Origin of the sequence: Pseudomonas sp. MB-090624, from assembly GCF_003205245.1 — a bacterium.
GTDB classification, from domain to species: domain Bacteria; phylum Pseudomonadota; class Gammaproteobacteria; order Pseudomonadales; family Pseudomonadaceae; genus Aquipseudomonas; species Aquipseudomonas juntendi.
The window spans coordinates 63,798-90,056 of sequence record NZ_QJRK01000027.1 but is presented as its reverse complement, the minus strand read 5'-3'; the positions used below and the strand labels follow the sequence as shown (position 1 = coordinate 90,056).

The 26,259-nt window shown below is 62.0% G+C and carries 23 protein-coding genes and 5 tRNA genes; 10 read left to right on the top strand and 18 right to left on the bottom strand.

Going from position 1 to position 26,259, the window contains the following annotated elements:
* Window positions 1–157: 157 nt before the first annotated feature.
* Window positions 158–985: a protein-glutamate O-methyltransferase CheR gene (gene cheR, locus DMX12_RS16495; RefSeq protein ID WP_009684248.1), complete on the bottom strand. Its 828-nt coding sequence runs from the start codon at window positions 983–985 to the stop codon at window positions 158–160.
* A gap of 49 nt (window positions 986–1,034) precedes the next feature.
* Window positions 1,035–1,964, bottom strand: a complete 930-nt coding sequence (locus tag DMX12_RS16490; protein WP_009684249.1) for a chemotaxis protein CheV — start codon at window positions 1,962–1,964, stop codon at window positions 1,035–1,037.
* Window positions 1,965–2,041: 77 nt separating this feature from the next.
* Here DMX12_RS16490 and flgA point away from each other — a divergent pair, with 77 nt between their 5' ends.
* The 4 genes from flgA to DMX12_RS16470 all read left to right on the top strand — a co-directional run bounded on the left by flgA (window position 2,042) and on the right by DMX12_RS16470 (window position 4,612).
* A complete protein-coding gene (gene flgA / locus DMX12_RS16485; protein WP_054913400.1) occupies window positions 2,042–2,794 on the top strand; it encodes a flagellar basal body P-ring formation chaperone FlgA in 753 nt (250 codons plus the stop codon).
* Window positions 2,795–2,957: 163 nt separating this feature from the next.
* Entirely contained in the window at window positions 2,958–3,272 is a 315-nt protein-coding gene (gene flgM / locus DMX12_RS16480) for a flagellar biosynthesis anti-sigma factor FlgM (protein WP_009684251.1), read from the top strand.
* A gap of 49 nt (window positions 3,273–3,321) precedes the next feature.
* Window positions 3,322–3,789, top strand: coding sequence for a flagella synthesis protein FlgN (locus DMX12_RS16475; RefSeq protein WP_054913401.1), 468 nt, complete (start codon window positions 3,322–3,324; stop codon window positions 3,787–3,789).
* A 79-nt stretch (window positions 3,790–3,868) separates the two neighbouring features.
* A complete protein-coding gene (locus DMX12_RS16470) occupies window positions 3,869–4,612 on the top strand; it encodes a flagellar brake protein (RefSeq protein WP_110678711.1) in 744 nt (247 codons plus the stop codon).
* Window positions 4,613–5,002: 390 nt separating this feature from the next.
* On the opposite strand, the gene DMX12_RS16455 is transcribed toward DMX12_RS16470, so the two are convergent.
* Together DMX12_RS16455 and bkdR are read right to left on the bottom strand one after the other, a co-directional pair.
* Window positions 5,003–6,343 (bottom strand): MFS transporter, encoded by a 1,341-nt coding sequence (locus tag DMX12_RS16455; protein WP_054904782.1) that lies wholly within the window; start codon window positions 6,341–6,343, stop codon window positions 5,003–5,005.
* Window positions 6,344–6,573: 230 nt separating this feature from the next.
* Window positions 6,574–7,059: a Bkd operon transcriptional regulator BkdR gene (gene bkdR / locus DMX12_RS16450; protein WP_003254485.1), complete on the bottom strand. Its 486-nt coding sequence runs from the start codon at window positions 7,057–7,059 to the stop codon at window positions 6,574–6,576.
* Window positions 7,060–7,257: 198 nt separating this feature from the next.
* On the opposite strand from bkdR, the gene DMX12_RS16445 reads away from it, so the two are divergent.
* From DMX12_RS16445 to lpdA, 4 genes are read left to right on the top strand one after another with little or no spacing between them, the layout of a single operon-like run.
* Window positions 7,258–8,490 (top strand): 3-methyl-2-oxobutanoate dehydrogenase (2-methylpropanoyl-transferring) subunit alpha, encoded by a 1,233-nt coding sequence (locus tag DMX12_RS16445; RefSeq protein WP_029887003.1) that lies wholly within the window; start codon window positions 7,258–7,260, stop codon window positions 8,488–8,490.
* A gap of 1 nt (window position 8,491) precedes the next feature.
* On the top strand, window positions 8,492–9,550 hold the full coding sequence (locus DMX12_RS16440) for an alpha-ketoacid dehydrogenase subunit beta (protein ID WP_110678709.1): 1,059 nt from the start codon (window positions 8,492–8,494) through the stop codon (window positions 9,548–9,550).
* Window positions 9,551–10,810, top strand: coding sequence for a dihydrolipoamide acetyltransferase family protein (locus DMX12_RS16435; protein WP_110678707.1), 1,260 nt, complete (start codon window positions 9,551–9,553; stop codon window positions 10,808–10,810). It abuts the gene before it with no gap.
* Between the two features lie 2 nt (window positions 10,811–10,812).
* Window positions 10,813–12,192, top strand: coding sequence for a dihydrolipoyl dehydrogenase (lpdA, locus tag DMX12_RS16430; protein ID WP_110678705.1), 1,380 nt, complete (start codon window positions 10,813–10,815; stop codon window positions 12,190–12,192).
* 81 nt (window positions 12,193–12,273) lie between these two features.
* On the opposite strand, the gene DMX12_RS16425 is transcribed toward lpdA, so the two are convergent.
* The 3 genes from DMX12_RS16425 to phnN all read right to left on the bottom strand — a co-directional run bounded on the left by DMX12_RS16425 (window position 12,274) and on the right by phnN (window position 14,270).
* A complete protein-coding gene (locus DMX12_RS16425; RefSeq protein WP_110678703.1) occupies window positions 12,274–13,272 on the bottom strand; it encodes a sensor domain-containing diguanylate cyclase in 999 nt (332 codons plus the stop codon).
* 216 nt (window positions 13,273–13,488) lie between these two features.
* A tRNA-Arg gene (locus tag DMX12_RS16420) sits at window positions 13,489–13,565 on the bottom strand.
* 108 nt (window positions 13,566–13,673) lie between these two features.
* Window positions 13,674–14,270 carry a phosphonate metabolism protein/1,5-bisphosphokinase (PRPP-forming) PhnN gene (phnN, locus tag DMX12_RS16415; protein ID WP_110678701.1) on the bottom strand — a complete coding sequence of 199 codons (597 nt, stop codon included), beginning with the start codon at window positions 14,268–14,270 and terminating at the stop codon, window positions 13,674–13,676.
* Window positions 14,271–14,616: 346 nt separating this feature from the next.
* On the opposite strand from phnN, the gene DMX12_RS16410 reads away from it, so the two are divergent.
* Window positions 14,617–14,943, top strand: coding sequence for an Arc family DNA-binding protein (locus DMX12_RS16410; protein ID WP_009681471.1), 327 nt, complete (start codon window positions 14,617–14,619; stop codon window positions 14,941–14,943).
* Window positions 14,944–15,156: 213 nt separating this feature from the next.
* Here DMX12_RS16410 and mgtE read toward each other — a convergent pair whose 3' ends face one another.
* The 8 genes from mgtE to alaS form a co-directional block, all read right to left on the bottom strand.
* On the bottom strand, window positions 15,157–16,599 hold the full coding sequence (gene mgtE, locus DMX12_RS16405; protein ID WP_110678699.1) for a magnesium transporter: 1,443 nt from the start codon (window positions 16,597–16,599) through the stop codon (window positions 15,157–15,159).
* A gap of 420 nt (window positions 16,600–17,019) precedes the next feature.
* Window positions 17,020–17,096: transfer RNA gene (locus tag DMX12_RS16400), tRNA-Arg, on the bottom strand.
* A gap of 72 nt (window positions 17,097–17,168) precedes the next feature.
* Window positions 17,169–17,245, bottom strand: a tRNA-Arg gene (locus tag DMX12_RS16395).
* A 71-nt stretch (window positions 17,246–17,316) separates the two neighbouring features.
* Window positions 17,317–17,393 (bottom strand) — tRNA-Arg (locus DMX12_RS16390).
* A 106-nt stretch (window positions 17,394–17,499) separates the two neighbouring features.
* Window positions 17,500–17,590 (bottom strand) — tRNA-Ser (locus tag DMX12_RS16385).
* 70 nt (window positions 17,591–17,660) lie between these two features.
* A complete protein-coding gene (csrA, locus tag DMX12_RS16380) occupies window positions 17,661–17,849 on the bottom strand; it encodes a carbon storage regulator CsrA (protein ID WP_003254503.1) in 189 nt (62 codons plus the stop codon).
* 165 nt (window positions 17,850–18,014) lie between these two features.
* On the bottom strand, window positions 18,015–19,250 hold the full coding sequence (locus tag DMX12_RS16375) for an aspartate kinase (protein ID WP_009681473.1): 1,236 nt from the start codon (window positions 19,248–19,250) through the stop codon (window positions 18,015–18,017).
* Between the two features lie 145 nt (window positions 19,251–19,395).
* Complete coding sequence (gene alaS, locus DMX12_RS16370; RefSeq protein WP_110678698.1) at window positions 19,396–22,020, bottom strand: alanine--tRNA ligase; 2,625 nt, start codon at window positions 22,018–22,020, stop codon at window positions 19,396–19,398.
* A 136-nt stretch (window positions 22,021–22,156) separates the two neighbouring features.
* Between alaS and DMX12_RS16365 the strand changes: the two genes are divergently transcribed.
* Window positions 22,157–23,563, top strand: coding sequence for a M91 family zinc metallopeptidase (locus DMX12_RS16365; protein WP_232108594.1), 1,407 nt, complete (start codon window positions 22,157–22,159; stop codon window positions 23,561–23,563).
* Window positions 23,564–23,571: 8 nt separating this feature from the next.
* Here DMX12_RS16365 and astE read toward each other — a convergent pair whose 3' ends face one another.
* From astE to astB, 3 genes are read right to left on the bottom strand one after another with little or no spacing between them, the layout of a single operon-like run.
* A complete protein-coding gene (gene astE, locus DMX12_RS16360; protein ID WP_110678696.1) occupies window positions 23,572–24,579 on the bottom strand; it encodes a succinylglutamate desuccinylase in 1,008 nt (335 codons plus the stop codon).
* 10 nt (window positions 24,580–24,589) lie between these two features.
* A complete protein-coding gene (locus DMX12_RS16355; RefSeq protein ID WP_009681477.1) occupies window positions 24,590–24,880 on the bottom strand; it encodes a hypothetical protein in 291 nt (96 codons plus the stop codon).
* Between the two features lie 13 nt (window positions 24,881–24,893).
* Window positions 24,894–26,243: an N-succinylarginine dihydrolase gene (astB, locus tag DMX12_RS16350; protein WP_009681478.1), complete on the bottom strand. Its 1,350-nt coding sequence runs from the start codon at window positions 26,241–26,243 to the stop codon at window positions 24,894–24,896.
* Window positions 26,244–26,259 lie beyond the last annotated feature (16 nt).

Sequence of the window (26,259 nt, the reverse complement as noted above, 5' to 3'; positions counted from 1 at the left end):
GCCTCTGGCTAACACTTCCCCTTGCCGGGTGTGTAGAGGACTTTCACCTCCAAGTCACCCGCTCGGCTACCGCAACCAAACGGGTTGCGCTAACGCGCAACGCGCCATGCCTGGCGCACAACAAAAAGGCCGGCAACTTTCGCCGCCGGCCTTCTGCTTACTTGGCCTGGTAGATGATCCCCGGGCTGCACTGCACCATCTGGTAATGGTCCGGCAACCCGTTCAACGCCTCCGAGGCACCGAGGAACAAGTAGCCACCCGGCTTCAGCGTGCTGTGAATACGCAGCAGGATGTCGCGCTTCACCTGCGCCGAGAAGTAGATCAACACGTTGCGGCAGAACACGATGTCGAACTTGCCCAGGCTGGCATAGCTGTCGAGCAGGTTGAAGGCACGAAACTCGACGCGGCTGCGGATCGCCGGCTTGACCGCCCAGCGCCCAGGCCCCTTGGGGTCGAAATAACGCTGCAGGCGCTCCTGGGACAAACCGCGGGCAATCGCCAGGCTATCGTACTCACCGGTCTTGCAGTTGGTCAGCATGGTACCGGAGAGGTCGGTAGCCACGATTTGCGCACCCATCTTCAGCTGGCCGAGGTTGCTGCGCTCGAACTCGTCAATGGCCATCGAGATGGAATACGGCTCCTGGCCCGACGAGCAGGCAGCGGACCACATGCGCAGCCGCTGCCCAGGGTTGTTGCGAATGAACTCGGGGATAACCTTGTTCTTCAGCACTTCGAACGGATAGGTGTCGCGAAACCACAAGGTCTCGTTGGTGGTCATGGCATCGACCACCTGCTCGCGCAGGCCGCCGCGCGGCTGGGTCTGGATGCGCTGCACCAGCTCACCCAGGCTCTTGATGCCCTGTTGCTCCATCAGCTTGTTGAGACGGCTGGAAACCAGGTACTGCTTATTTTCCCCCAGCAGGATGCCACAGGCTTTCTCCAGGAAGACCCGGAACTGTTCGAAATCCAAATTACCCGTAGACACTACTGCCGCCTCTTTTCAATCACTGGTGCCAGGGCTAGCCCCGGCTGCTTCAATGCGCTGCCTTGATCCGGTCGACCACCCGCTGGGCCAGGTCGTCCGGCTTGAACTTGGCCAGGAAGTCATCAGCGCCGACCTTCTTGACCATCGCCTGGTTGAACACCCCGGAAAGCGAAGTATGCAGGCAGATGTGCAGTTTTTGCATGCGCGGGTCACTACGAATTTCCGCGGTAAGCGTATAGCCGTCCATTTCCGGCATTTCAATGTCGGAGATCATCATCAGAAACTCCTCTTCCGGCTTCTTGCCCTCCTCCACCAGCTGGCGCAGGTAGTTCAAGGCCTGGCGGCCGTCATTGAGCGCCACCACTTCCACCCCGACGGTCTGCAGGCAGCGGCTGACCTGCTTGCGTGCCACCGACGAATCGTCGACGGTCAGCACCCGCAGCAGCACAGCCTTGTCCTGCACCTCGGCATCGACCACCCCGGCCGATACCGATTCGGAAGAAGGTGCCACCTCGGCCAGCACTTTCTCCACGTCGATGATCTCGACCATGCGGTTATCCACCCGGGTGACGGCGGTCAGGTAGTGGTCCCGGCCGGTGCCCTTGGGTGGTGGGTGGATCTCTTCCCAGTTCATGTTGACGATGCGTTCGACCGAATGCACCAGAAAGCCCTGGGTCTTGGTGTTGTACTCGGTGATGATCACGAAACTCTTGCGCGTGTCTTCCTGCAGCGGTCGCAGCCCGGTCGCCATCGACAAGTCGAGGATCGGGATGGTCGCCCCACGAATGTTGGCCACCCCACGCACCACCGGGTGCGCCTTGGGCAGCAGGGTCAGCGCAGGGCATTGCAGCACTTCCCTGACCTTGAATACGTTGATGCCGTAAAGCTGTTCGCCATTGAGGCGGAACAGCAGCAACTCCAGGCGATTCTGCCCCACCAGCTGCGTGCGCTGGTTGACCGAATCCATCACACCCGCCATGCCAGACTCCTTAACATTTCAGCCTTACGTTGCAACTCGAACAGTGAGTCGGCACGGGCTTTGCTTTTTTGAGCGTCATGTACACGAAAACGACATTTTTCCGACGATTGACGCGCCTGCTGACTGGCTCGCTGGCCACGCTGTGCCTGCTGATGCCCGGCGTTCGCACGCTAGCGGACGCGTTCACCTTGCCTGAACAGCTTATCGGTGTCACCCAAGGGTTTCTTGAATTTACCGTCGAAGATTATCTGGCCAGCACCCAGACCGCCGGCCGCTATGAAATCGAGGTCAGCTCGCTGGACCCGCGCCTGCGCATGCCGTTGTGCAGCCAGCAACTGGACGCCTCGCTGGAAAGCCCCGCGCAGCCACTGGGCCGGGTGACCGTACGGGTGCGCTGCAACGGCGCCGCGCCGTGGACGGTATTCGTTCCCGCCACGGTGCGGCTGTTCCGCGACGTGGTGGTGGTAACCCGCCCGCTCAAGCGTGACAACGTCGTTGGTGAAGGCGACGTGGCCCTGCGCGAACGGGATGTCGGCACCCTGGGCCAGGGCTTCCTCAGCGAACTGGACCAAGCCGTGGGCATGAAGATGCTGCGCCCCACGGTGATCGACCAGGTGCTCACCCCGCAGCACCTAGAGCAGGCCGAGGTGGTGCGCAAGGGTGATCAGGTGGTCATCGTGGCGCGCACCGGCAGCCTGAGCGTGCGCATGCCAGGCGAAGCCCTGAGCAAGGGCGGCCTCAGCGAGCAGATAAGGGTACGCAACCTCAATTCGAAACGGGTGGTCAAGGCCAGGGTCACCGGCCCTGGCCAGGTCGAGGTCAGCATGTAGACCAATCGCCAGAAGGCGCTGGCGGTGCGGAACCGCATTTCCTAAACTGTGTCAGAAAACGGGTGGCGAGCTTGCTGACAGGCGGCAACGCATTTGTGCCTAAAGTTTCTATCGGGTTGGCCGAAAACAAGGCAAGCGTCCAAATACCCAGAGGTTTCTGATCATGGTCATCGACTTCAGTCGTTTGAATAACTCTCCGTCCGTCACGGGCGGCGTGCGCGGTAACAGCGCCACCGGCAGCGCCGAAAAACCGGCAGCCAGCCAGGAAGCGGTGAAAGACACCGGCGCCAGCGGAGAAGCGGTACACCTCAGCCAAGAGGCCCAGCAGTTGCAGAAGATCAGCGACAAGCTGCGCGACGAACCGGTGGTCAACAGCGCCCGTGTGGCTCAGTTGAAACAGGCTATCGCCGACGGCAGCTACCAGGTCGATGCCGGCCGGGTCGCCAGCAAACTGCTTGATTTCGAAGCCCAGCGCTGACCGAGCGGCGCGCTGACTTCACGGACGCTAGAAAAGCCAAGAGTTAGCCATGCACGACACCACATTGCTGCAACTGATCGAAGATGACATTGCCCCGCTGCAGGAACTGCTTGAGCTCCTGCAGAAAGAAGCCGTTGCTTTGCATGGTCGCGACATGTCGCCACTGGAGAGCATCTTGGCGCGCAAGCAGTCTTTGATCGTGCTGCTCGAGCAGCAAGGGATCCGTCGCGGCAACCTGCTCACCAGCCTAGGCCTTAGCGCCGATCGCGCAGGGGTCGAGGCCGTTGCCGCTCAATCGCCAAATGGTGCATTGCTACTGCAGCAACTCGACGTCATTAGCCAGCTGATGCAAGCCTGCCAGCAAGTCAATGAGACCAATGGCCGTATCATCCAGGTGCAGCAACACGTCACCAATAACCAGATCCGCATCCTTCAAGGCGGTGATTCACCGTCGCTGTACAATAGCCGTGGCGGCACGTCGCTGCTGAGCAAGCCACGCGCCCTCAGCCAAGTCTGATTTTTCTATCAAGGCACGGAACATACTGGCAAAATGCCGTTACTTGCGTGAGTCGCTTTTGCCTGGAGAACGATAAGCCGTGTTCAATGAATCAGATGCCCCGCAACCGCCAAAGGTGCTGAGCACCCCTTTGGAGATTGCGGCCAACTTGCGGCAACTGCAAGAAAGCCACGACCCGCTGATCATCACCTTCCATGACCGCAGCCACCGCTTCCAGAGCTACGTGACGCACGTGGACCGTGAAAGCAATACCCTGGCGCTGGATGAAATGATCCCCCGTGACGGCGAGAAGTTCATCGAGAGCGGTGAACACTTCCGTGTCGAAGGCTTCCACGACGGCGTGCGTATTGCCTGGGAATGCAACCACGCACTGAAGATCAGCGAAGTCAACGGCCACCGCTGCTACAGCGGCCCCATGCCAGTCGAGATGACCTACCACCAGCGCCGCAATGCCTTCCGCGCCGCGCTGAAGCTGTCGCAACTGGTCGACGTGATCCTTGACGGGACCCACCTCAAAGGCAACGGTGCCCTGCGCGGCAAGCTGCTGGACATCTCCGCCACCGGCTGCAAACTGCGCTTCGAGGGCGATGTCGAAAGCCGCCTGCAACTGGGCCAGGTGTATGAGCGCTTCAAGGCGGGTAACCCGCTGGGCCTGGTCGACACCATGGTCGAGCTGCGCCACCTGCATTATGAAGAGCGCATCAACACCACCTTTGCCGGCGTACGCTTCCACAACCTCAGCGGCCCGGCACAGCGCAAGGTCGAGAGTTTCGTGTACCAGCTGCAGCGTGAGGCGCGGCGGTTCGACAAAGACGACTACTGACCGTCGGCTGGTTGAAGCAGAAACGCCACCGTTCGAGGTGGCGTTCTCGTTTGTGTTTCTCCAGTGCTGGCCCCTTCGCGGGCTCGCCCGCTCCCACAGGGTCATCGCCAGCCTCGAGGGCTGTGCAGTACCTGTGGGAGCGGGCAAGCCCGCGAAGAGGCCGGCACAGGCTTACACTGACTTGCTCGCGTCTTCAGCCTCGGGCGCCTGTTGCTCGGACAACTAGCCCAGCGTCAGCGAAACGCCACCGTTCGAGGTGGCGTTTGCGTTTGTGTTTCTCCAGTGCTGACCCCTTCGCGGGCTTGCCCGCTCCCACAGGGTCATCGCCAGCCTCGAAGGCTGTGCAGAACCTGTGGGAGCGGGCGAGCCCGCGAAGAGGCCGGCACAGGCTTACACTGACTTGCTCGCGTCTTCAGCCTCGGGCGCCTGTTGCTCGGCCCCCTTCTCTTCCGCCTCGGTATCCTCTGCCGCCACCGGCGCCTGCATTACATCCTGCACGGTCTGCTCATCCACGCGCGGGTCCAAGGCCGCCGACAATGGCGAACCGGCCGCCGGCATCGCCACGTGACCAAGCGGTGCGTCCTGCACCTGGTGCAAGCCGGTAACCGCCTTCGGCCGGATGCGCCACACCAGCACCAGCGCAAAGAACACGAAGAAGGCATACAGCATCTGCGCGCCCAGCACCTTCATCAGCACGCCAGCCGCCAATGGCCCGATACAGGCGCCAACGCCGTAAGTCACCAGCAGCATCGCGGTCAACGACACCCGCCGCTCACTTTCCACGTGGTCGTTGGAAAACGCCACCGCCAGCGGATACAGACAGAACTGCAACAGCGAAATCACGAAGCCGATGCCGAACAGCAACTCCAGCGGCACGCTGGGCAGTACCGCCAACGGCGCTGCCGCCAGCGCCAGGCCCACCGCCACGCTGCGGATCAGTACCGCCCGGTCGTAACGGTCGGACAACCAACCCAGCGGCCACTGCACCAGCAGGCCGGCAAAGATGCAGCTACCCATGAACAGACCGATCTGCTCCGTGCTCATGCCCTGGCTGGAGGCATACAACGGCGCCAGGCCGTAGAACGAACCCACGATCAGCCCCGAGCCGAGCACGGTGCTGAGCGACTGCGGCACGCGCTTGATGAAGAACTTCGGCTCCATCGGGGCCGGGCGCAAGGGTGCCGGGTGAATACGCCGGGTCATGGCCACCGGCACCAGGCACAGGGCAAAGCACATAGCCACCAGCATCAGCAGTTCCGGGCCTAGCGCCGGGTGCACCACCAAAATCAGCTGGCCGAGCACCAGGCCCAGGTACGAGGCAATCATGTACCCGCTGAACACCGCGCCGCGGTGCTTCACATCCGCCTGCTCGTTGAGCCAACTCTCGATGACCATGTACTGGCACATCATGCCCAGGCCAACAATCATGCGCAGGCCGACCCACGCCGGCAGCCAGTCGGTCAGGCCATGGCCGAGCACCGCCGCGCCAACGATGCCGGCGCAGGTGGCATAAGCGCGTATGTGCCCGACCCGACCGATCAGCCGGTGGCCGACCTTGCCGCCCACTGCCAGGCCAAAGTAGTTGGCCGCCATCAAGGCACCTACCCACAGGCTGTCGACGTGGTCGGCAGCCAGGCGCAAGGCGAGGTAGGTACTGAGCAGACCCGAGCCGATCAACATCATCAGCGCGGCGAAATACAACGACTGAAACGGCTTCCATACATTTCGCATAGGTACCGAGGAGCTCCCTGGTCAGGTGGCGGGCTGCTAGCAGCATAAGGGCAAAACCCGCTCGGCGCAGGCCCCCTTTGAGCGATTTGCCGCCATGGCGGCGTGTCCGGTGCAGGTGGTGTCGCGATCAGGCTGGTACTGCCAGCACGCGCTGCTGGCACGGTTGCTGGCGACCTAGCCTTCGATGAATTCGCAGTTCAACAGTTCCCACGCCAACGGCGCTGCATGGCTCACTCGCGTAAGGTCATGCCATTGGCTGGCAGCGGCAGGGCGGTTTTATAGCGCACCTGCTTCAGGGCAAAACTCGAGCGAATATTGGCCACACCCGGCAACCGGGTCAGGTAATCGAGAAACCGCTCCAGCGCCTGGATGCTGGGCAGCAGTACCCGCAGCAGGTAGTCCGGGTCACCGGTCATCAGGTAGCACTCCATCACCTCGGGCCGCTCGGCGATTTCTTCCTCGAAGCGATGCAGCGACTGCTCCACCTGTTTCTCCAGGCTGACATGAATGAACACGTTCACATCCAGCCCCAGCACTTCGGGGGACAACAACGTCACCTGCTGCCGGATCACGCCAAGCTCTTCCATGGCCCGCACCCGATTGAAACAGGGCGTGGGCGACAGGTTCACCGAGCGTGCCAGCTCGGCGTTGGTGATGCGGGCGTTCTCCTGCAGGCTGTTGAGAATGCCGATATCGGTACGATCGAGTTTGCGCATGAGACAAAATCACCGGTTTTTTTTGGTTATGCGGAATGTTTATCTGCCGCGCACGGCAAAGGCAATCAACTTGAGAGAAAAATTCTCCTGCCGGGCCACTAAGATGTAGGTGACGCTGACCTGCCAGTCACAAGCCGGCACTCAGCGGCGGCCGCTTCAAAGCTCACAAAAACAAATACCCGAGCGAGCGTAAAAAGCATGAACGAGTACGCCCCCCTGCGTTTGCATGTGCCCGAGCCCACCGGCCGGCCAGGCTGCCAGACCGATTTTTCCTACCTGCGCCTGAACGACGCAGGTCAAGCCCGCAAGCCCCCTGTGGATGTCGATGCTGCCGACACCGCCGACCTTTCCTACAGCCTGGTCCGCGTCCTTGACGAGCAAGGTAACGCTCAGGGCCCGTGGGCTGCAGACATCGACCCGCAGGTCCTGCGCCAGGGCATGCGCGCCATGCTCAAGACCCGGGTGTTCGACAGCCGCATGGTGGTTGCCCAGCGCCAGAAGAAGATGTCTTTCTACATGCAGAGCCTGGGCGAGGAAGCCATCGGCAGCGGCCAGGCACTGGCATTGAACCGCACCGACATGTGCTTCCCCACCTACCGCCAGCAAAGCATCCTGATGGCCCGCGACGTGTCACTGGTGGACATGATCTGCCAGTTGCTGTCCAACGAGCGCGATCCGCTCAAGGGCCGCCAGCTGCCGATCATGTACTCGGTACGCGAGGCCGGCTTCTTCACCATCAGCGGCAACCTGGCCACCCAGTTCGTGCAAGCCGTCGGCTGGGCGATGGCCTCGGCGATCAAGGGCGATACCAAGATCGCCTCGGCATGGATCGGCGACGGCGCCACCGCCGAGTCGGACTTCCACACCGCCCTGACCTTCGCTCACGTGTACCGGGCGCCGGTCATTCTCAACGTGGTCAACAACCAGTGGGCCATCTCGACCTTCCAGGCCATTGCCGGTGGCGAATCGACCACCTTCGCCGGCCGTGGCGTGGGCTGCGGCATCGCCTCGCTGAGGGTCGATGGCAACGACTTCGTCGCGGTGTATGCCGCCTCGCGCTGGGCCGCCGAACGCGCGCGCCGTGGCATGGGCCCCAGCCTGATCGAGTGGGTCACCTACCGCGCCGGCCCGCACTCGACCTCTGACGACCCGTCCAAGTACCGCCCCGCCGATGACTGGAGCCACTTCCCGCTGGGTGACCCGATCGCCCGGCTCAAGCAGCACCTGATCAAGATCGGCCACTGGTCCGAAGAAGAACACCAGGCCACCACCGCCGAATTCGAAGCGGCGGTGATCGCCGCGCAGAAAGAGGCCGAGCAATACGGCACCCTGGCCAACGGTCACATCCCGAGCGCTGCCTCGATGTTCGAGGACGTGTACAAGGAAATGCCCGACCACCTGCGCCGCCAACGCCAGGAACTGGGGGTTTGACATGAACGACCACAACAACAGCATCAACCCGGAAACCGCCATGGCCACCACCACCATGACCATGATCCAGGCCCTGCGCTCGGCCATGGATGTCATGCTTGAACGCGACGACAATGTAGTGGTGTACGGCCAGGACGTCGGCTACTTTGGCGGTGTGTTCCGCTGCACCGAGGGCCTGCAGGCCAAGTACGGCAAGTCGCGCGTATTCGACGCGCCGATCTCCGAGAGTGGTATCGTCGGCACCGCGGTAGGCATGGGCGCCTACGGTTTGCGCCCGGTGGTGGAAATCCAGTTTGCCGACTACTTCTACCCTGCCTCCGACCAGATCGTTTCCGAAATGGCCCGCCTGCGTTACCGCTCGGCCGGTGAATTCATCGCCCCGCTGACCCTGCGCATGCCCTGCGGCGGCGGCATTTACGGTGGTCAGACCCACAGCCAGAGCCCGGAAGCCATGTTCACTCAGGTGTGCGGCCTGCGTACCGTCATGCCATCGAACCCGTACGACGCCAAGGGCCTGCTGATCGCCTCGATCGAATGCGACGACCCGGTGATTTTCCTGGAGCCCAAGCGCCTGTACAACGGCCCGTTCGACGGCCACCACGACCGCCCCGTGACACCCTGGTCGAAACACCCGCACAGTGCCGTGCCCGACGGCTACTACAGCGTACCGCTGGACAAGGCCGCCATTGCCCGGCCAGGCAATGACGTGACCGTGTTGACGTACGGCACCACCGTGTACGTGGCCCAGGTGGCAGCCGAAGAGAGCGGCGTCGATGCCGAAGTGATCGACCTGCGCAGCCTCTGGCCGCTGGACCTCGAAGCGATTGTCGCGTCGGTGAAAAAAACCGGCCGCTGCGTGGTAGTGCACGAGGCTACCCGCACCTGCGGCTTCGGTGCCGAACTGGTTTCGCTGGTGCAGGAGCACTGCTTCCACCACCTGGAGGCGCCAATCGAGCGCGTCACCGGCTGGGACACCCCCTACCCTCACGCACAGGAATGGGCTTACTTCCCTGGGCCTTCGCGGGTAGGTGCGGCACTGAAAAAGGTCATGGAGGTCTGAATGGGCACGCACGTCATCAAGATGCCGGACATTGGCGAAGGCATCGCGCAGGTCGAGTTGGTGGAATGGTTCGTCAAGGTCGGCGACACCATCGCCGAAGACCAGGTGGTGGCCGATGTCATGACCGACAAGGCAACTGTGGAAATCCCTTCGCCGGTCAGTGGCAAAGTATTGGCCTTGGGCGGCCAACCCGGTGAAGTGATGGCGGTCGGCAGCGAGCTGATCCGCATCGAGGTGGAAGGCAGCGGTAACCATGTGGATGTGCCGCAGGCCAAACAGGTGGAACCTGCAGCTTCGCCGGCAGCGCCGCAGGAACCCGTGAAACCGGCCGCCTGCCAGGCACCGGCCAACCACGAAACCGCGCCCATCGTGCCGCGTCAGCCGGGCGACAAGCCGCTGGCTTCGCCCGCCGTGCGCAAGCGCGCCCTGGATGCGGGTATCGAACTGCGCTACGTGCATGGCAGCGGCCCGGCCGGGCGCATTCTGCACGAAGACCTCGACGCCTTCATGAGCAAGCCGCAAAGCAGCACTGGGCAGGCGCCCAATGGCTATGCCAAGCGCAGCGACAGCCAGCAGGTGCCGGTGATCGGCCTGCGCCGCAAGATTGCCCAGCGCATGCAGGACGCCAAGCGCCGGGTCGCGCACTTCAGCTACGTGGAAGAAATCGACGTCACGGCCCTCGAAGCCTTGCGCCAGCAACTCAACAGCAAGCACGGCGACAGCCGCGGCAAACTCACCCTGCTGCCGTTCCTGGTGCGTGCGCTGGTGGTGGCGCTGCGTGATTTCCCGCAGATCAACGCGACCTACGACGACGAAGCGCAGGTCATCACCCGCCATGGTGCGGTGCATGTCGGCATCGCCACGCAAGGGGACAACGGGCTGATGGTGCCGGTGCTGCGCCACGCCGAAGCAGGCAGCCTGTGGGCCAACGCCAGCGAGATCACGCGCCTGGCCCATGCCGCGCGCAACAACAAGGCCAACCGCGAAGAACTGTCCGGTTCGACCATCACCCTGACCAGCCTCGGAGCGCTGGGCGGTATCGTCAGCACGCCCGTGGTCAACACGCCGGAGGTGGCGATCGTCGGCGTCAACCGCATGGTCGAGCGGCCGGTGGTGATCGACGGCCAGATCGTCGTGCGCAAGATGATGAACCTGTCCAGCTCGTTCGACCACCGGGTGGTCGATGGCATGGACGCCGCCCTGTTCATCCAGGCCGTGCGTGGCCTGCTCGAACAACCTGCCTGCCTGTTCGTGGAGTGATCATGCAACAAACCCTACAAACCACCTTGCTGATCATCGGCGGCGGCCCTGGCGGCTATGTCGCGGCCATCCGCGCCGGGCAACTGGGCATACCCACGGTGCTGGTCGAGGGCCAGGCGCTGGGCGGCACTTGCCTGAACATCGGCTGCATCCCGTCCAAGGCACTGATCCACGTGGCCGAGCAGTTCCACCAGGCAACCCGCTACACCGAAGCCTCACCGCTGGGCATCAGCGTGGCTTCGCCGCGCCTGGACATCGGCCAGAGCGTGGCCTGGAAGGACGGGATCGTCGACCGCCTGACAACCGGGGTCGCCGCCTTGCTGAAAAAACACGGAGTCAAGGTTGTGCATGGCTGGGCCAAGCTGCTCGACGGCAAGCAGGTCGAGGTCGATGGCCAACGTATCCAGTGCGAACACCTGCTACTGGCCACCGGCTCCAGCAGCGTTGAACTGCCGATGCTGCCGCTGGGTGGCGCGGTCATTTCCTCCACCGAAGCGCTGGCACCCAAAGCCCTGCCCCAACACCTGGTGGTGGTGGGCGGTGGTTACATCGGCCTGGAGCTGGGTATCGCCTATCGCAAACTGGGCGCGCGGGTCAGCGTGGTGGAAGCGCGCGAGCGCATTCTGCCGACTTACGACACTGAACTGACGGCACCGGTGGCCGAGTTGCTGAAAAAGCTGGGCATCGCCCTGCACCTGGGCCATACCGTCGAGGGTTACCGAGATGGCTGCCTGCTGGCCAATGATGGCCAGGGTGGGCAGTTGCGCCTGGAGGCTGACCAGGTACTGGTGGCGGTCGGCCGCCGACCACGCACCCGCGGCTTCAACCTGGAATGCCTGGACCTGAAGATGAACGGCGCCGGCATCGCCATCGACGAGCGCTGCCAGACCAGCATGCACAATGTCTGGGCCATCGGTGACGTGGCTGGCGAGCCGATGCTGGCGCACCGGGCCATGGCCCAAGGCGAGATGGTGGCCGAGATCATCGCCGGCAAAACCCGCCGTTTCGAGCCGGCAGCCATTGCCGCCGTGTGCTTCACCGACCCGGAAGTGGTGGTAGTCGGCAAAACCCCGGAGCAGGCCAGCCAGCAGGGCCTGGACTGCATCGTCGCGCAGTTCCCGTTTGCCGCCAATGGCCGGGCCATGAGCCTGGAGTCGAAAAGCGGTTTCGTGCGCGTGGTGGCGCGCCGTGACAACCATTTGATCGTGGGTTGGCAGGCGGTTGGCGTGGCCGTTTCCGAGCTGTCCACGGCGTTTGCCCAGTCGCTGGAGATGGGCGCATGCCTGGAGGATGTGGCCGGTACCATCCATGCCCACCCGACACTGGGTGAGGCGGTACAGGAAGCGGCACTGCGCGCCTTGGGGCACGCCCTGCATATCTGACACTGAAGCGGCCAAGGCCGATTTGGCCCGCTGCGCCGTGAGGCGCCGCGGGTCTTTTTTTACTCACGGGGCCGGCACAGGCTACTCGGCTATGACGTTCTTGCCATTGCCCTTGGCCCGGTACAGCGCCTGGTCCGCCCGCGCCAGCAGCTCGACCTGGTCCTCACCGCCGCGCCGCTGCACCACGCCGTAGCTCATGGTCAACCGGCAGTCGCCTACCGGCTCCAGCTGCTGTACGGCCTGGCGCAAGCGCGTTGCCACATCCAACGCCTCGCTCAGGGCGGTCTGCGGCAGCACGATGATGAACTCGTCACCCCCCCAACGCGCCAACAGGTCAAAATCACGCAGGCAGCTGCGCAGGTTTTCCGCCACCTGCACCAATGCCCTGTCACCCTGCGCGTGGCCATAGCGGTCGTTGATCGGCTTGAAATCATCCATGTCCATGGCAATCAGTGACAACGGCTGGCGAAAGCGCTGAGCGCGCTGACACTCCAGTTGCAGCTCCTTTTCCAGCCGGTAGCGACTGGCGACGCGGGTCAGGGCATCGCGTTCGGCCAGCTCGCGGTTTTCATCCAGCTGGCGCTGCAACTGCTGGTTGACCCAGGACAGTTCGCGGGTGCGTTCGGCAACCAGGCTCTCCAGCGATTGGTTCTTCTGTTGCAGCTGCGCAACCAGGCGCTTGCCAGCGTCAATGTTGCGGTGCGCACCGAGCATGCGTGCCACCGAGCCATCGGCGTTGCGGTCGATGATATAGCCAGTGTCCTCGATCCACAGGTAACTGCCATCCTGGCAGCGGCAACGGTACTCGATAAGGTAACGCTCGGTGCGCTGCTCGATGTAGGCCTCGAAATGCGCCATCACCCGGGGGTAGTCTTCGGGATGGATCACACTTTCCCAGGTGAATACCGAGTTGGCCTTGGAATGGTTGGCATAGCCCAGCATGGCGTACCAACCGGGGTTGCGATAAACGTAGCCGGTGTTGGCGTTCCAGTCCCAGATGCCATCGCTGACCAACTCGAACAAGGTGTGCAACTGCTGCTCACTGAAGCCGGCGGGCGCCGGCCTGGTTTCCTGATTCATGCGCTCTCCCTGATGCCCAGCAACTGCGTGCCCATCAAGGGGCTGCCGACATTATGTGTTTGCCGCAGGCGGCAAGATCATGTCTGTCAGTGGCAAGCATAAGCCTGGCGCTGGGAGACCGGAAGAGATCCAACGGCGTATATTTTTACCGGCCATGACGGCCTGATCGGCGGCAAGCCTCAGGGCTTTGGAGAGGTAGGCAAACAGAGGGGGAAATGGCGTCCCAGGCAGGAATTGAACCTGCAACCTTCCCCTTAGGAGGGGGATGCTCTATCCAATTGAGCTACTGAGACGCAAACACCGGCAGCGAGCGCTGCACAGCGGGACGGCGAGCATGTTAACCAGCATGCCAGCGTTTGTCATGCCTGTACCGGGCTTTTTCGCGTAATCCTTTTCTGGCACTACGTCGCCCCGGGCAGCACGCCCGTTTCGCGCAGCAGTGTGAACAGGCCGGCGACGGCTGTTTCCAGGCGGTTGGAATTGTCCAGCACATGCACGGTGGGGTCGCTGGTGTGCTGTAAACGTGCATTACGGGCCAGGCGCTGCTCGACTTGCGCCGCCGTTTCCCGCCCGCGGGCCAACAAGCGCTCGCGCAGCACTTCGGGGCTGACTTCGACCAGCACCGCCAACAGGTCCGGGTAACGCGCACGGGCTTCGGCCAAATAGGCGCGCGAGCCATTGACCAGCACCGGCCTGCCCGCCTGCAGCCAGTGGTCCACCTGCACTGCAATGCCATACTCCAGGCCATTGGCCTGCCAATGCATGGCGAACGCGCCCTGCGCGAGCAGGGCCGCAAATTGCTGCGGGGTTACGCCATGGGCCGCTTCGCCCCGCGCTTCTGCCGAGCGGGTAATGACCCTGCGGGCGATTTCCACGCCGGCGGCAGCCAGTTGCTCACGGGAAGCTTCCAGGATGGAATCCTTCCCGGACCCTGACGGGCCCATCAAAAATATCAGCCGCCCTGCCCCTGATCGGCGGTCGCTTGCGTCATGTTGCATAGCCACTATGCTCTATGGAGGGAACCCGGCGCATTCTAGGGGTTTTCCTGGTCTTTTGCTGTTTTTTACCAGTTTTTGACGGCAAAAGGCTGACGGTCAAGCGAGCCGGAGCATGTAAAACTTTTCAAACCAGTACTCATTTCTGATAATTGGTACTGGCACAAAGCCTTTACCCGGCTCACTATTTGTCACAGAATTGACGCCAAGGAAACGGCGACCTTGAGGCAAGATGAGCATCCAATTTTCACTGACGGTTGAACATTTTGTCGCCACGACGGTCGTATTTTCACCCCCGTGCGGCCAATTTGAGAACCGCTTCCCCTGAACCAAAATCCGGTCAATTTATATGCGCCCAATGAAACAGGCTATTTATTCGAGCCGCACCGCTGACAAGTTCGTCGTCCGCCTGCCAGACGGAATGCGTGAGCGCATTGCCGAGGTAGCGCGCAACCATCACCGCAGCATGAACTCCGAAATCATCGCACGCCTGGAGCAAAGCCTTATCCAGGAAGGCGCGTTGGGTGACGAGCTGAGCATGCGCCTGGACAGCCCGGAGCTGTCCCTGCATGAACGCGAGTTGCTGCAACGTTTCCGTCAGCTCTCCCACCGCCAGCAAAACGCCTTGGTTGCGCTGATCGCGCACGATGCAGAGATGGCAGCCGACGCTTCCTGAAGGTTGCCAGCGGATACAAAAAAGCCAGCGTCAGCTGGCTTTTTTGTGGGTCACCACAGGGAATTCGCCCCCCTGTAGGAGCGGCCTTGTGTCGCGATGGGGCGCGCAGCGGCCCCGGGTTCTGGCGTTACAGCCGACATTGCCGGGGCCGCGCTGCGGCCCTTTCGCGACACAAGGCCGCTCCTACAGGGATCGCGTAAGGCAAGAAAGGGGTTACAGCAAGAATAGCGTCGCCAGCCCCAGGAAGATGAAGAACCCGCCACTGTCGGTCACAGCCGTGATCATCACACTCGCCCCCATCGCCGGGTCCCGCCCCAGTCGCGCCAGGGTCATCGGGATAAGCACCCCCATCAGCGCGGCCAGCAACAGGTTGAGGGTCATCGCTGCGGTCATCACCACCCCCAATGACCAGCTGCCATACAGCCAGAAAGCCACCGCACCGATCACCCCGCCCCACACCAGGCCGTTGATCAGCGATACCGCCAGCTCTTTACGCATCAAACGGCTGGTATTGCCCGGCGACACCTGATCCAGCGCCATGGCACGGACGATCATGGTGATGGTCTGGTTACCGGAGTTGCCACCAATACCGGCAACGATCGGCATCAACGCGGCCAAGGCCACCAGTTTTTCAATCGAACCCTCGAACACGCCGATCACCCGCGAAGCTAGAAACGCGGTAATCAGGTTGATCGCCAGCCAGGCCCAGCGGTTGCGGAACGAACGCCAGACCGAGGCGAAGATGTCCTCTTCTTCGCGCAGACCGGCCATGTTGAGGACTTCGCTCTCGCTTTCCTCACGAATCAGGTCGACCATTTCGTCGATAGTCAAACGGCCGATCAGGCGCTCGCTCTTGTCGACCACCGGCGCCGATACCAGGTCGTAACGCTCAAAGGCCTGCGCGGCATCGTAGGCATCTTCCTCGGGCTGGAAAGACACGGGGTCGGTCGCCATGACATCCGCGACTTTCTTCTCCGGGTCGTTGACCAACAGGCGCTTGATCGGCAACACCCCTTTGAGGATGCCGTCGTAATCGACCACGAACAGTTTGTCGGTATGGTTGGGCAGTTCTTTGAGGCGGCGCAGGTAGCGCAGCACCACTTCCAGGCTGACGTCTTCGCGGATGGTGACCATCTCGAAGTCCATCAGCGCACCGACCTGCTCCTCGTCGTAGCTCAGCGCGGAACGCACCCGCTCGCGTTGCTGGGCATCCAGCGTTTCCATCAGCTCGTGGACAACGTCACGCGGCAACTCAGGCGCCAGGTCAGCCAGTTCGTCGGCGTCCATTTCCTTGGCCGCCGCCAGCAGCTCGTGGTCGTCCATGTCGGCAATCAGCGACTGACGTACGGAGTCGGAGACTTCGAGCAGGATGTCGCCGTCGCGATCCGAGCGCACCAGCTGCCAGACCGTCAGGCGGTCTTCCAGCGGCAAGGCTTCGAGGATGTAGGCGACGTCGGCGGGGTGAAGGTCATCGAGCTTGCGCTGCAACTCGACGAGGTTCTGGCGGTGGACCAGGTTCTCGACCAGGTCGTTGTGCGCACCTTCCTGGCGGTGGGTCAGGTCTTCGACCACACGCTGGCGCTGCAGCAACTCGATCACCTGGGCCAAGCGATCCTGCAGGCTGTCCTGTGCTTTTTTTACTTCTACTTCGGTCATAGGCGAACTCCACTCCCAGCAGCGGAGCACGCCGGGAGAATCAATCGGTCAGATCTTTCGGTATGAATCGTGTTAGCGAGTAACTACTGGGTAAGTCCATGGTGGTTTTCCACAAGCCCCGGCGGGGCTGACGGGCGCAATCATACACTGCTAAAGCTGTCAGATCGCTTAAATTTTTGGCTAGAACAATCGTTTGCGCGATAAAGCTGGGACAACGCACGAAGCCAACAGTGCGACGGTTGTCATGGGTACGAAAGCACATTGAATTTCGCATATGTCGCGGCAGTGCGGCCTTGGAGCTGCGAAGCGCCCCGGCCACGGCACAACCTTTACAGAAAAGCTTAGATGGCCATGGTCGACAATTCTGTGACACGCAGAAACAAAAAGCCCGCTCTGTTGAGCGGGCTTTTTGATGGGGTATGGCGGACTCAGCAGGATTCGAACCTGCGACCGCTCGGTTCGTAGCCGAGTACTCTATCCAGCTGAGCTATGAGTCCGTAATGGTAGTTTTAGACCAGATTACCACTGGTTGACTGAAGTAGCCTTGCAAGCAAAACCACTTCAAAAAGTGGCGGACTCAGCAGGATTCGAACCTGCGACCGCTCGGTTCGTAGCCGAGTACTCTATCCAGCTGAGCTATGAGTCCGCGATTGGCAGTTTTAGACCAGATACCGCTGGTTGATTGAAGCAGCCTTGAAAACAAAGCCACTTCAAAAGTGGCGGACTCAGCAGGATTCGAACCTGCGACCGCTCGGTTCGTAGCCGAGTACTCTATCCAGCTGAGCTATGAGTCCGTGTCTTGCCGCGCATTATAGGTCGCTGAAACATTTTTGCAAGAACGTTTTCGTTTAAAATCAACTACTTAGCGTTCCTACCCGTTACAGCGCCCTACGCAAATAATGGCGGTGAAGGGGGGATTCGAACCCCCGATACCCTTATGAGGTATACTCCCTTAGCAGGGGAGCGCCTTCGGCCACTCGGCCACCTCACCGCAACACGAGGAATATTAAAGAACCTCTTTCACCTTTGCAACCCTTTTTTTGAAAAAAACTTCAAAAAAATTAAAGGCTTGGCTCTTCATCCTTCTCTTTCTTGATCCGCAGGTAGATTTCCTCGCGGTGAACAGCCACTTCCTTCGGCGCGCTAACGCCTATACGTACCTGGTTGCCCTTCACGCCGAGCACCGTCACGGTAATCTCGCCGTCTCCAATGATCAGGCTCTCGGCGCACCGACGAGTCAGAATCAACATAGCTTTCTCCTTACGCAAAACATTCAGGGGTAACAGTCTTGGGGTCAGGGCCGGCCGCGGACGACGACCAGCCCGGCAGCACGCTGCACAGGGCAGGACAGGGCCTGCGCAGCGAGCAGAAACACGAAGGGCGCGGCTGGTGCCGCGCCCTTGCAGTGCAGCGCCTTACTCGCCCTGTCGGGCAGGGGCGTCAAGCTCGAACGCGGTGTGCAGCGCGCGTACGGCCAGCTCCAGGTACTTTTCTTCGATCACGACCGAAACCTTGATCTCGGAGGTGGAGATCATCTGGATGTTGATGCTCTCCTTGGCCAGCGCCTCGAACATGCGGCTGGCAACACCGGCGTGCGAGCGCATGCCGACGCCAACGATGGAGACCTTGGCGATCTTGGTGTCGCCGATCACTTCGCGGGCACCGATTTCGCGGGCGGTGTTTTCCAGCACGCTCTGCGCCTTCTCGTACTCGTTGCGGTGCACGGTGAAGGTGAAGTCGGTGGTGTTATCGTGGGCAACGTTCTGCACGATCATGTCCACTTCGATGTTCGAAGCACTGATCGGGCCGAGGATCTTGAAGGCCACGCCCGGGGTGTCCGGCACGCCGCGAATGGTCAGCTTGGCTTCATCACGGTTGAAGGCGATACCGGAAATGATCGGCTGTTCCATGGATTCCTCTTCATCAATGGTAATGAGGGTACCCGGACCCTCCTTGAAGCTGTGCAGCACGCGCAGCGGAACGTTGTACTTGCCGGCGAACTCCACCGAACGGATCTGCAGCACCTTGGAACCGAGGCTGGCCATTTCCAGCATCTCTTCGAAGGTGATCTTCTCCAGGCGACGGGCCTGCGGCACTACGCGCGGGTCGGTGGTGTAGACGCCATCCACATCGGTGTAGATCTGGCACTCGTCAGCTTTCAGCGCCGCCGCCAGGGCCACGCCGGTGGTGTCGGAGCCGCCGCGACCGAGGGTGGTGATGCTGCCGTGCTCGTCGACCCCCTGGAAGCCCGCAACCACGACCACGCGGCCTTCCTTGAGGTCGGCACGAATCTTGTGGTCGTCGATTTGCAGGATGCGCGCCTTGTTGTGCGCGCTGTCAGTGAGAATGCGCACCTGGTTGCCGGTGTAGGACACCGCTGGCACACCACGCTTGATCAAGGCCATGGTCAGCAAGGCAATGGTCACCTGCTCACCGGTCGACACGATCACGTCCAGTTCACGCGGAACCGGCTGATCGGTGATCTGCTTGGCCAGGTCGATCAGGCGATTGGTTTCACCGCTCATGGCCGACAGCACGACGACCAGGTCGTCGCCCGCTTCACGGTGTTTCTTGACCTTATCGGCTACCTGCTCGATCCGCTCGATGGAACCGACAGAGGTGCCGCCAAATTTCTGTACGATCAACGCCATTTCAATGGTGCCTCAGCCCATACAGGGCCCCAAAAAACAATCCAACATGAAGGGGTGGCGGAAGTGGCCGGTGACGCTGCTGCCTCCCCCCGGGTGCGGCACCCGGGGGCTTCACACCCGCCACTGAACCGCCTACCCCTTCATCTCAAAGTCCCTGCTCTGCGAATGGCACGGCCAGCGCCAGGGCCTTGTCCAGCGCAGCGACGTCGACGCCACCGCCCTGGGCCATGTCCGGACGGCCACCGCCCTTGCCACCCACCGCCGCAGCGGCTTGCTTCATCAGATCGCCAGCCTTGAGTTGGCTGGAGAGGTCCTTGGTCACGCCGGCCACCAACACGACCTTGCCCTCATGCTCGCTGCCCAGCAGGATCACTGCGTGGCCGAGCTTGTTCTTCAACTGATCGACCAGGGCCAGCAGGGCCTTGCCATCCTGCCCATCCAGGCGGGCGGCGAGGACCTTGGCACCCTTGACCTCAACAGCCGCGTTGGAGAGATCGTCCCCTGCGGCGCTGGCGGCCTTGGCCTGCAGCTGTTCCAGCTGCTTCTCCAGCTGACGGTTGCGCTCAAGCACAGCCGACAACTTGTCGATCAGGTTGTCACGGTTACCCTTGACCAGTTGCGCGGCTTCCTTGACCTGCTCTTCGGCAGCGTTCAGGTAGGCCAGCGCAGCGGCGCCGGTGACTGCTTCGATACGGCGTACGCCAGAGGCCACGCCGCCTTCGCTGATGATCTTGAACAGGCTGATGTCACCGGTACGCTTGGCGTGGATACCGCCACACAGCTCTACCGAGAAATCGCCACCCATGGTCAGCACGCGCACGGTATCGCCGTATTTCTCACCGAACAGCGCCATGGCACCTTTGGCCTTGGCGGTTTCGATGTCGGTCAGTTCGGTCTCGACCGGCGTGTTCTTGCGCACTTCGCGGTTGACGATGTCTTCCAGCTGCTTGAGCTGCTCCGGCTTCACCGCTTCGAAGTGGCTGAAGTCGAAACGCAGGCGCTGGCTGTCGACCAGCGAGCCCTTCTGTTGCACGTGCTCGCCCAGCACCTGACGCAACGCTTCGTGCAGCAGGTGGGTAGCCGAGTGGTTCAGCGAGGTGGCGTGCTGAACGTCTGCATCGACCTTGGCCTCCACTGGCGCACCGATCAGCAGCGCACCGCTGGTGACCACACCGTGGTGCAGGAAGGCCCCGCCGGTCTTGGTGGTATCGCGTACGTCGAAGCGTGCAGCACCCGCCTGCAGGTACCCGCTGTCACCCACCTGGCCGCCGGACTCGGCGTAGAACGGCGTGCGGTCGAGCACCACTACGCCCTGCTCGCCCACCCCCAGCTGGTCGACCGATTGGCCGTCCTTGTACAGGGCGATGATCTTGCCCTGGCCTTCGGTTGCGTCGTAACCGAGGAACTCGGTGGCGCTGTCGACCTTGACCAGGCTGTTGTAGTCCATGCCGAAGGCGCTGGCAGAACGTGCGCGCTCACGCTGGGCGTCCATTTCACGCTCGAAGCCGGCTTCGTCGATGGTCAGCTCGCGCTCCCGGGCAATGTCGGCCGTCAGGTCCATCGGGAAACCGTAGGTGTCATACAGCTTGAACACCACATCGCCGGGTACCACGGCGCCTTGCAACTGGGCCAGATCTTGCTCGAGGATGCGCAGGCCCTGCTCCAGGGTCTTGGCGAACTGCTCTTCTTCGGCCTTGAGCACGCGCTCGATGTGCGCTTGCTGGCTGGTCAGCTCGGGGAAGGCTTCGCCCATTTCGGCCACCAGGGCAGCAACGATCTGGTAGAAGAAGCTGCCCTTGGCGCCCAGCTTGTTACCGTGGCGGCAAGCGCGGCGGATGATGCGGCGCAGTACATAGCCACGGCCTTCGTTGGATGGCAGCACGCCGTCGGCAATCAGGAAGCCGCAGGAGCGGATGTGGTCGGCCACCACTTTCAGCGAAGCCTGGCCGTTATTGCTGCAACCGATGGCCTTGGCCGCCGCTGCCAGCAGGTTCTGGAACAGGTCGATCTCGTAGTTGGAGTGCACGTGCTGCAGCACGGCGCTGACACGCTCCAGGCCCATGCCGGTGTCCACCGACGGCGCTGGCAGTGGGTGCAGCACGCCATCGGCAGTGCGGTTGAACTGCATGAAGACGTTGTTCCAGATCTCGATGTAGCGGTCACCGTCTTCTTCCGGCGAACCGGGCGGGCCACCCCAGATGTCCGGGCCGTGGTCGTAGAAGATCTCGGTGCATGGGCCGCACGGGCCAGTATCGCCCATGGTCCAGAAGTTGTCGGATGCGTAGGGGGCGCCCTTGTTGTCACCGATGCGCACCATGCGCTCGGCAGGCACGCCTACTTCCTTGGTCCAGATGTCGTAGGCTTCGTCGTCGGTGGCGTAGACCGTGACCCAGAGCTTTTCCTTGGGCAGGTTCAGCCATTTTTCCGAGGTCAGGAAGGTCCAGGCGAAGGTGATGGCGTCGCGCTTGAAGTAGTCGCCGAAGCTGAAGTTGCCCAGCATTTCGAAGAACGTGTGGTGACGCGCGGTGTAACCGACGTTTTCCAGGTCGTTGTGCTTGCCGCCCGCGCGCACGCACTTCTGGCTGCTGACCGCACGGGTATAGGCACGCTTCTCGGCACCGAGGAAGCAGTCCTTGAACTGGTTCATGCCTGCGTTGGTGAACAGCAGGGTCGGGTCGTTGTTCGGGATCAGCGAACTGGAGGCAACTCGGGTATGGCCCTGCTCTTCGAAGAAGCGAAGGAAGGCTTCACGGATTTCTGCGCTTTTCATAGGTTCTTCCACGGAAACGGCGGCCGTTTGGGCTAATACGTCGAATCGACGAAACGACGGCAAAGGGCGCCATTATAGCCAGCCTGAACAGGAGATACAGTGTGTTTGTACACCAGAACGGCATTGCGCGGATGAAATGCCGTTCATCGACACTGTCAAGGTCGCCTGGCAGCGCTGCACGGCCACGCTGGCGGTACATAAGCAACACCTGGGCACCCAGCCCAAAGGGGATGCTGCGCCTTTCTTCTCGATACCGGAATGCGCCATGCCTGAGCTGAACCTGTCCAAACTGCACTCGGACCCACACCCGCTCCCCCACCCTACGCCATTGATCAATGCCAGCCCCGTCTATTACCTCGACGATCGGCAGGCTGGCAGCCACCACACCGCATTCATCAACAAGGACCACCCCCAGCAGCAGACGGAGGTGAAGTACATCCAGGCTGATGACAATGTGCGTATCACCCTGGAACGCGCCTATGCGCTGGGGCGACGCTACCGTCGCCTGGCGCCCAGCACCGAGCTGCTGGTGTTCAATGTCGCCCCGCGCGCCACAGGTTCGGACGCACGGCAAAAACGCGTGCAGATCGCGACCCACGACTGCTTGCTGGAAGTCACGGTCAACGGCGCCGTATTCATGGTCGCCCAGCATACCGCTGAAGCCATTGCCATTCGCCTGACCGACGGCGGGCATCAGGTGGTCATTACCGGGCAGGTCCGCAAGCCGGTACTGATCGACATGATCGGCAGCGGCAACAGCATCGAGACAGGGGCCGGCATGGTGCACATCGATGCGCACACCGGCACGCACCAGGTAGTCGTCGGTAGCGGCCCTGTCCTGATCGACAAAGGCGATGCGGTGGTCAATGTCACCGGCCACTGCCTGCTTGGCCAGGCCAATTCCAGCACCGTGCTCTACCGCAACACGGCGTACGATGCGCACCTGGCCCAGCCTGTAGCGGCCGAGCATCAGGCGCTAGGCCGCGTCGGCGTGCAAGTGACGGGTGATGAGGCGTTCCGCCAGGCGGTAGAAGATGTGCTGGTGCTGATGCGCAAATTGCCGTGCGGCCAAGCACTGCTGGCAGGCCTGGACAACAAGGCCAGGCATACCGGAAAACCGATCAGGGTGAGCGAAGCGGCCAGGCAACAGTTCACTTGCTACACGCCCAGCGATGACGAGCAGGACGAAGACGAAGGCCACTTCATCATCAACGAAAACCAGAGCAGCTGGGGCTACAGCGGTGGCATGCTGGCCTACAACCCGAATTGGTCGACGGCAACCCAATTGCCGCTGCTGGACCTGTACCGCTGCCTGTGCCAGGGCTGGAACTCCATGACCGGCACCGTGTTCCCAGGCCAGACAGAGGTTCAGGGCACTTACGGCGCCTACCCGGTAGACAACCTGTTACTGCAGAGCATCGGCTTACCCACCGACTGCAAATTCAACTTTGGAGGCGCTACTGCGCTGAACACCAACCCCGCCGCTTTCACTGAGAACGGATTACGCCAGGCACTGCAACTGGAACTGCGCACGCAACTGTAAGCAACCCCTCAGCTCAACCGCTGCCCCGCATCGGGCACGATCAGAAGCCCTGCCCTGAGGCCATTCTTGACCTTGGGGTTGGGGAAGATGATGCGCGTGCCCTCTTCCTCGACCACCCAGCGCATCTCGGCCAGGTCTTCAGCCAGCAGGTAACCTTTGCTCAGTTCGGAAAAATTCTCGATATCCGCCGGCAGGTGCAGGTGAAAGCTGTCGCTGTGCTTGATGATTTCGCGGGAGACACTGAACAGCTGCAGGCCCTCCAGCGAGTCCCCGTCCTCGGGTTCTTCAGCCGCGATGATCCTGATCAGGCGGTCTTCGAGCTTGTCGAGGTTGACTTGCTCGTTCTGGCCGAACGGGCGGGCCTTGCCCAGCTCCAGGGTGAAGGCTTCAGCCTCCAGCTGTTCGTAGGTAAAGGCGCTGAAGGTGATGGAAGGCTTGCTTTGCAGCAACACCGCCTGCATGCCCGCCGCTGCCAGGCGTGCCAGTTGGCGACGGGAGTGCTGGCGCCCCTCTTTATAGGGGTACAAGGCAAACTGCTCGATTTTCGAACCGCGGATGGCAGTATGCAGGTCGTAATGCAGGCGGCTGCGCTCCGGCTTGCTGAAGAACACCCGGGCGAACTGCTCGAGCTCGGCCGCACGCAACGCCTCGAAACCGCTGGACAGCTCATGGCGCCCGTTGAACAGGCGGTTGATGTCCTGTTCGATGAAACGCTCACCCTTGCGCATCGCCACAGGGTTGCCGAACAGGAACAACACCCGCGCCTTGGGCTTGATCGACCCGTCGGCCACGCCATGCAGCAGCCGTTCGAGCAACTCGATCGGCGCTGTCTCGTTACCATGAATACCGGCAGACAACAGCAAGTCCAGGCCGCAATCCTCGCTGTCGGGTGGGCGCACTTCGAGCGCCCCCTCCCCTAGCCAGCGCAAACGCGTGCCCTTGGTGGTCACTTGGGTCTTCTCGGCCGGTTCGTGATCGGTGAGGGTCAGCTCAAGCAATTTACCAAGGGCGAGCATAGGAACTTCCTTAGTGGGTGTGGCCGCAGTCGGGGCCATGGACGTGATCGTCGTCTTCGCCAAGCTCTGCAGGTTCCATTTCCAGCTGCAGGCTGACCAGGTTGGTGGCCATGGGCCGCAGCAGCAGGTTGGCGTACTCGGCGTCGCCTTCCTCGACATCCACACCGATCAGCAACTGGCCGCGGCCATCCTGCTGGATCCACACTTCCTTGCCTTGCCAAACCACGGCAAAACGGGTGCAGGAGGTTTCGAGCTGGGTGCCGTCTTCATCTTCGAGGATCAGGCGCAGGGCGTCGGTCATTACAATTCTCTCTTCAAGGTTGGCGTTGGAACGGGTACACCGAGCCCAACTTCAGAATCTGGGTCAATTCATCCAGTGCGGTACGGCACTCCACCAGCAGTTGCGGGTCGGCCAGGTCCGCCTCGACCAGGCGATCACGGTAGTGCTTGTCGACCCATTGCAGTAGGGTGTCGTACAGCGGGGCGGTCATGATAACGCCTTGGTTGACCGCCGCCAGTTCCGTTTCATTCAAGGCCACGCGCAAACGCAGGCAAGCCGGGCCACCGCCGTTCTGCATGCTCTGCTTGAGGTCGAACACCTTGACCTCCTTCACCGGGCCGCCCTGGCGGGTCAACTGCCCAAGGTACGCCCAGACGCGTTCATTGTTGCGGCACTCTTCCGGCACCACCAGCAGCATGGAGCCGTCGTCACGGCTGAGCAACTGGCTGTTGAACAGGTAGGAACGCACTGCATCCTCAACCGCCACTGCCGAGCGCGGCACGCAGATGGCCTGGAAACGGCCGCCCTTGCTGGCCAGTTTAGCGCGCAACTGGCCCAGTACCGTGTCAGTCTCGAGGAAAGCGTCCTCGTGGTAGAACAGCACCTCGCCATTGCCCACCGCAATCACGTCATTGTGGAACACGCCCTGGTCGATCACTGCCGGGTTCTGTTGAGCGTAGACCACCCCGTCCTCATGCAGGCCATGCAAACGGGCCACGGCCTGGGAGGCCTCCAGGGTCTGCCGGGCGGGGTATTTCTGCGGTGCCGGGTAACGGCTGTCGAATGCACTGCGGCCGTAGACGAAGAACTCCACGCCAGCCTCCCCATAGGCGCGGCAGAAGCGCGTATGGTTGGCAGCGCCCTCGTCACCGAACTGCGCCACGGCAGGCAACGCCGGGTGGTGGGCGAAGCGTTGCTCGTCGTTGAACATCGCGGCCAGCACGCGGCTGGTGGTCGGGTGCTCGATGCTGCGGTGGTATTTGCAATTGAGGTTGGCGGCTGTGAAGTGCACGCGGCCATCGGCGGTGTCGGCACTGGGGCTGACCGTGGCAGCGTTGGCCACCCACATGCTCGAAGCCGAACAGGTGGCCACCAGCAACGGCATGGCCTCTTTGGCAGCGCGCTGGATCACGTCGGCATCGCTGCCGCTGAAGCCCAGACGGCGGAGCGCGGCCACATCCGGGCGCTCCTGCGGCGCCAGCACCCCTTGCTTGAAGCCCATGTCGGCCAATGCCTTCATCTTCGCCAGGCCCTGGCGTGCAGCTTCCCGCGGGCTGGAACCTTGCTGGCTGTTGCTTTGCGAAGCCACGTTACCGTAGGACAGGCCGCCGTAGTTGTGGGTAGGCCCCACCAGGCCATCAAAATTCACTTCATAGGATTTCATCGGCAAGGCTCCGTGA

Coding starts and splice junctions, on each gene's coding strand:
- DMX12_RS16490 (WP_009684249.1), bottom strand. CDS start 1,964: ATGGCGGGTGTGATGGATTCGGTCAACCAGCGCACGCAGCTGGTGGGG.
- flgA (WP_054913400.1), top strand. CDS start 2,042: ATGTACACGAAAACGACATTTTTCCGACGATTGACGCGCCTGCTGACT.
- flgM (WP_009684251.1), top strand. CDS start 2,958: ATGGTCATCGACTTCAGTCGTTTGAATAACTCTCCGTCCGTCACGGGC.
- DMX12_RS16475 (WP_054913401.1), top strand. CDS start 3,322: ATGCACGACACCACATTGCTGCAACTGATCGAAGATGACATTGCCCCG.
- DMX12_RS16455 (WP_054904782.1), bottom strand. CDS start 6,343: ATGCGAAATGTATGGAAGCCGTTTCAGTCGTTGTATTTCGCCGCGCTG.
- bkdR (WP_003254485.1), bottom strand. CDS start 7,059: ATGCGCAAACTCGATCGTACCGATATCGGCATTCTCAACAGCCTGCAG.
- DMX12_RS16445 (WP_029887003.1), top strand. CDS start 7,258: ATGAACGAGTACGCCCCCCTGCGTTTGCATGTGCCCGAGCCCACCGGC.
- DMX12_RS16440 (WP_110678709.1), top strand. CDS start 8,492: ATGAACGACCACAACAACAGCATCAACCCGGAAACCGCCATGGCCACC.
- DMX12_RS16435 (WP_110678707.1), top strand. CDS start 9,551: ATGGGCACGCACGTCATCAAGATGCCGGACATTGGCGAAGGCATCGCG.
- lpdA (WP_110678705.1), top strand. CDS start 10,813: ATGCAACAAACCCTACAAACCACCTTGCTGATCATCGGCGGCGGCCCT.
- DMX12_RS16425 (WP_110678703.1), bottom strand. CDS start 13,272: ATGAATCAGGAAACCAGGCCGGCGCCCGCCGGCTTCAGTGAGCAGCAG.
- phnN (WP_110678701.1), bottom strand. CDS start 14,270: ATGCAACATGACGCAAGCGACCGCCGATCAGGGGCAGGGCGGCTGATA.
- DMX12_RS16410 (WP_009681471.1), top strand. CDS start 14,617: ATGCGCCCAATGAAACAGGCTATTTATTCGAGCCGCACCGCTGACAAG.
- mgtE (WP_110678699.1), bottom strand. CDS start 16,599: ATGACCGAAGTAGAAGTAAAAAAAGCACAGGACAGCCTGCAGGATCGC.
- csrA (WP_003254503.1), bottom strand. CDS start 17,849: ATGTTGATTCTGACTCGTCGGTGCGCCGAGAGCCTGATCATTGGAGAC.
- DMX12_RS16375 (WP_009681473.1), bottom strand. CDS start 19,250: ATGGCGTTGATCGTACAGAAATTTGGCGGCACCTCTGTCGGTTCCATC.
- alaS (WP_110678698.1), bottom strand. CDS start 22,020: ATGAAAAGCGCAGAAATCCGTGAAGCCTTCCTTCGCTTCTTCGAAGAG.
- DMX12_RS16365 (WP_232108594.1), top strand. CDS start 22,157: ATGCCGTTCATCGACACTGTCAAGGTCGCCTGGCAGCGCTGCACGGCC.
- astE (WP_110678696.1), bottom strand. CDS start 24,579: ATGCTCGCCCTTGGTAAATTGCTTGAGCTGACCCTCACCGATCACGAA.
- DMX12_RS16355 (WP_009681477.1), bottom strand. CDS start 24,880: ATGACCGACGCCCTGCGCCTGATCCTCGAAGATGAAGACGGCACCCAG.
- astB (WP_009681478.1), bottom strand. CDS start 26,243: ATGAAATCCTATGAAGTGAATTTTGATGGCCTGGTGGGGCCTACCCAC.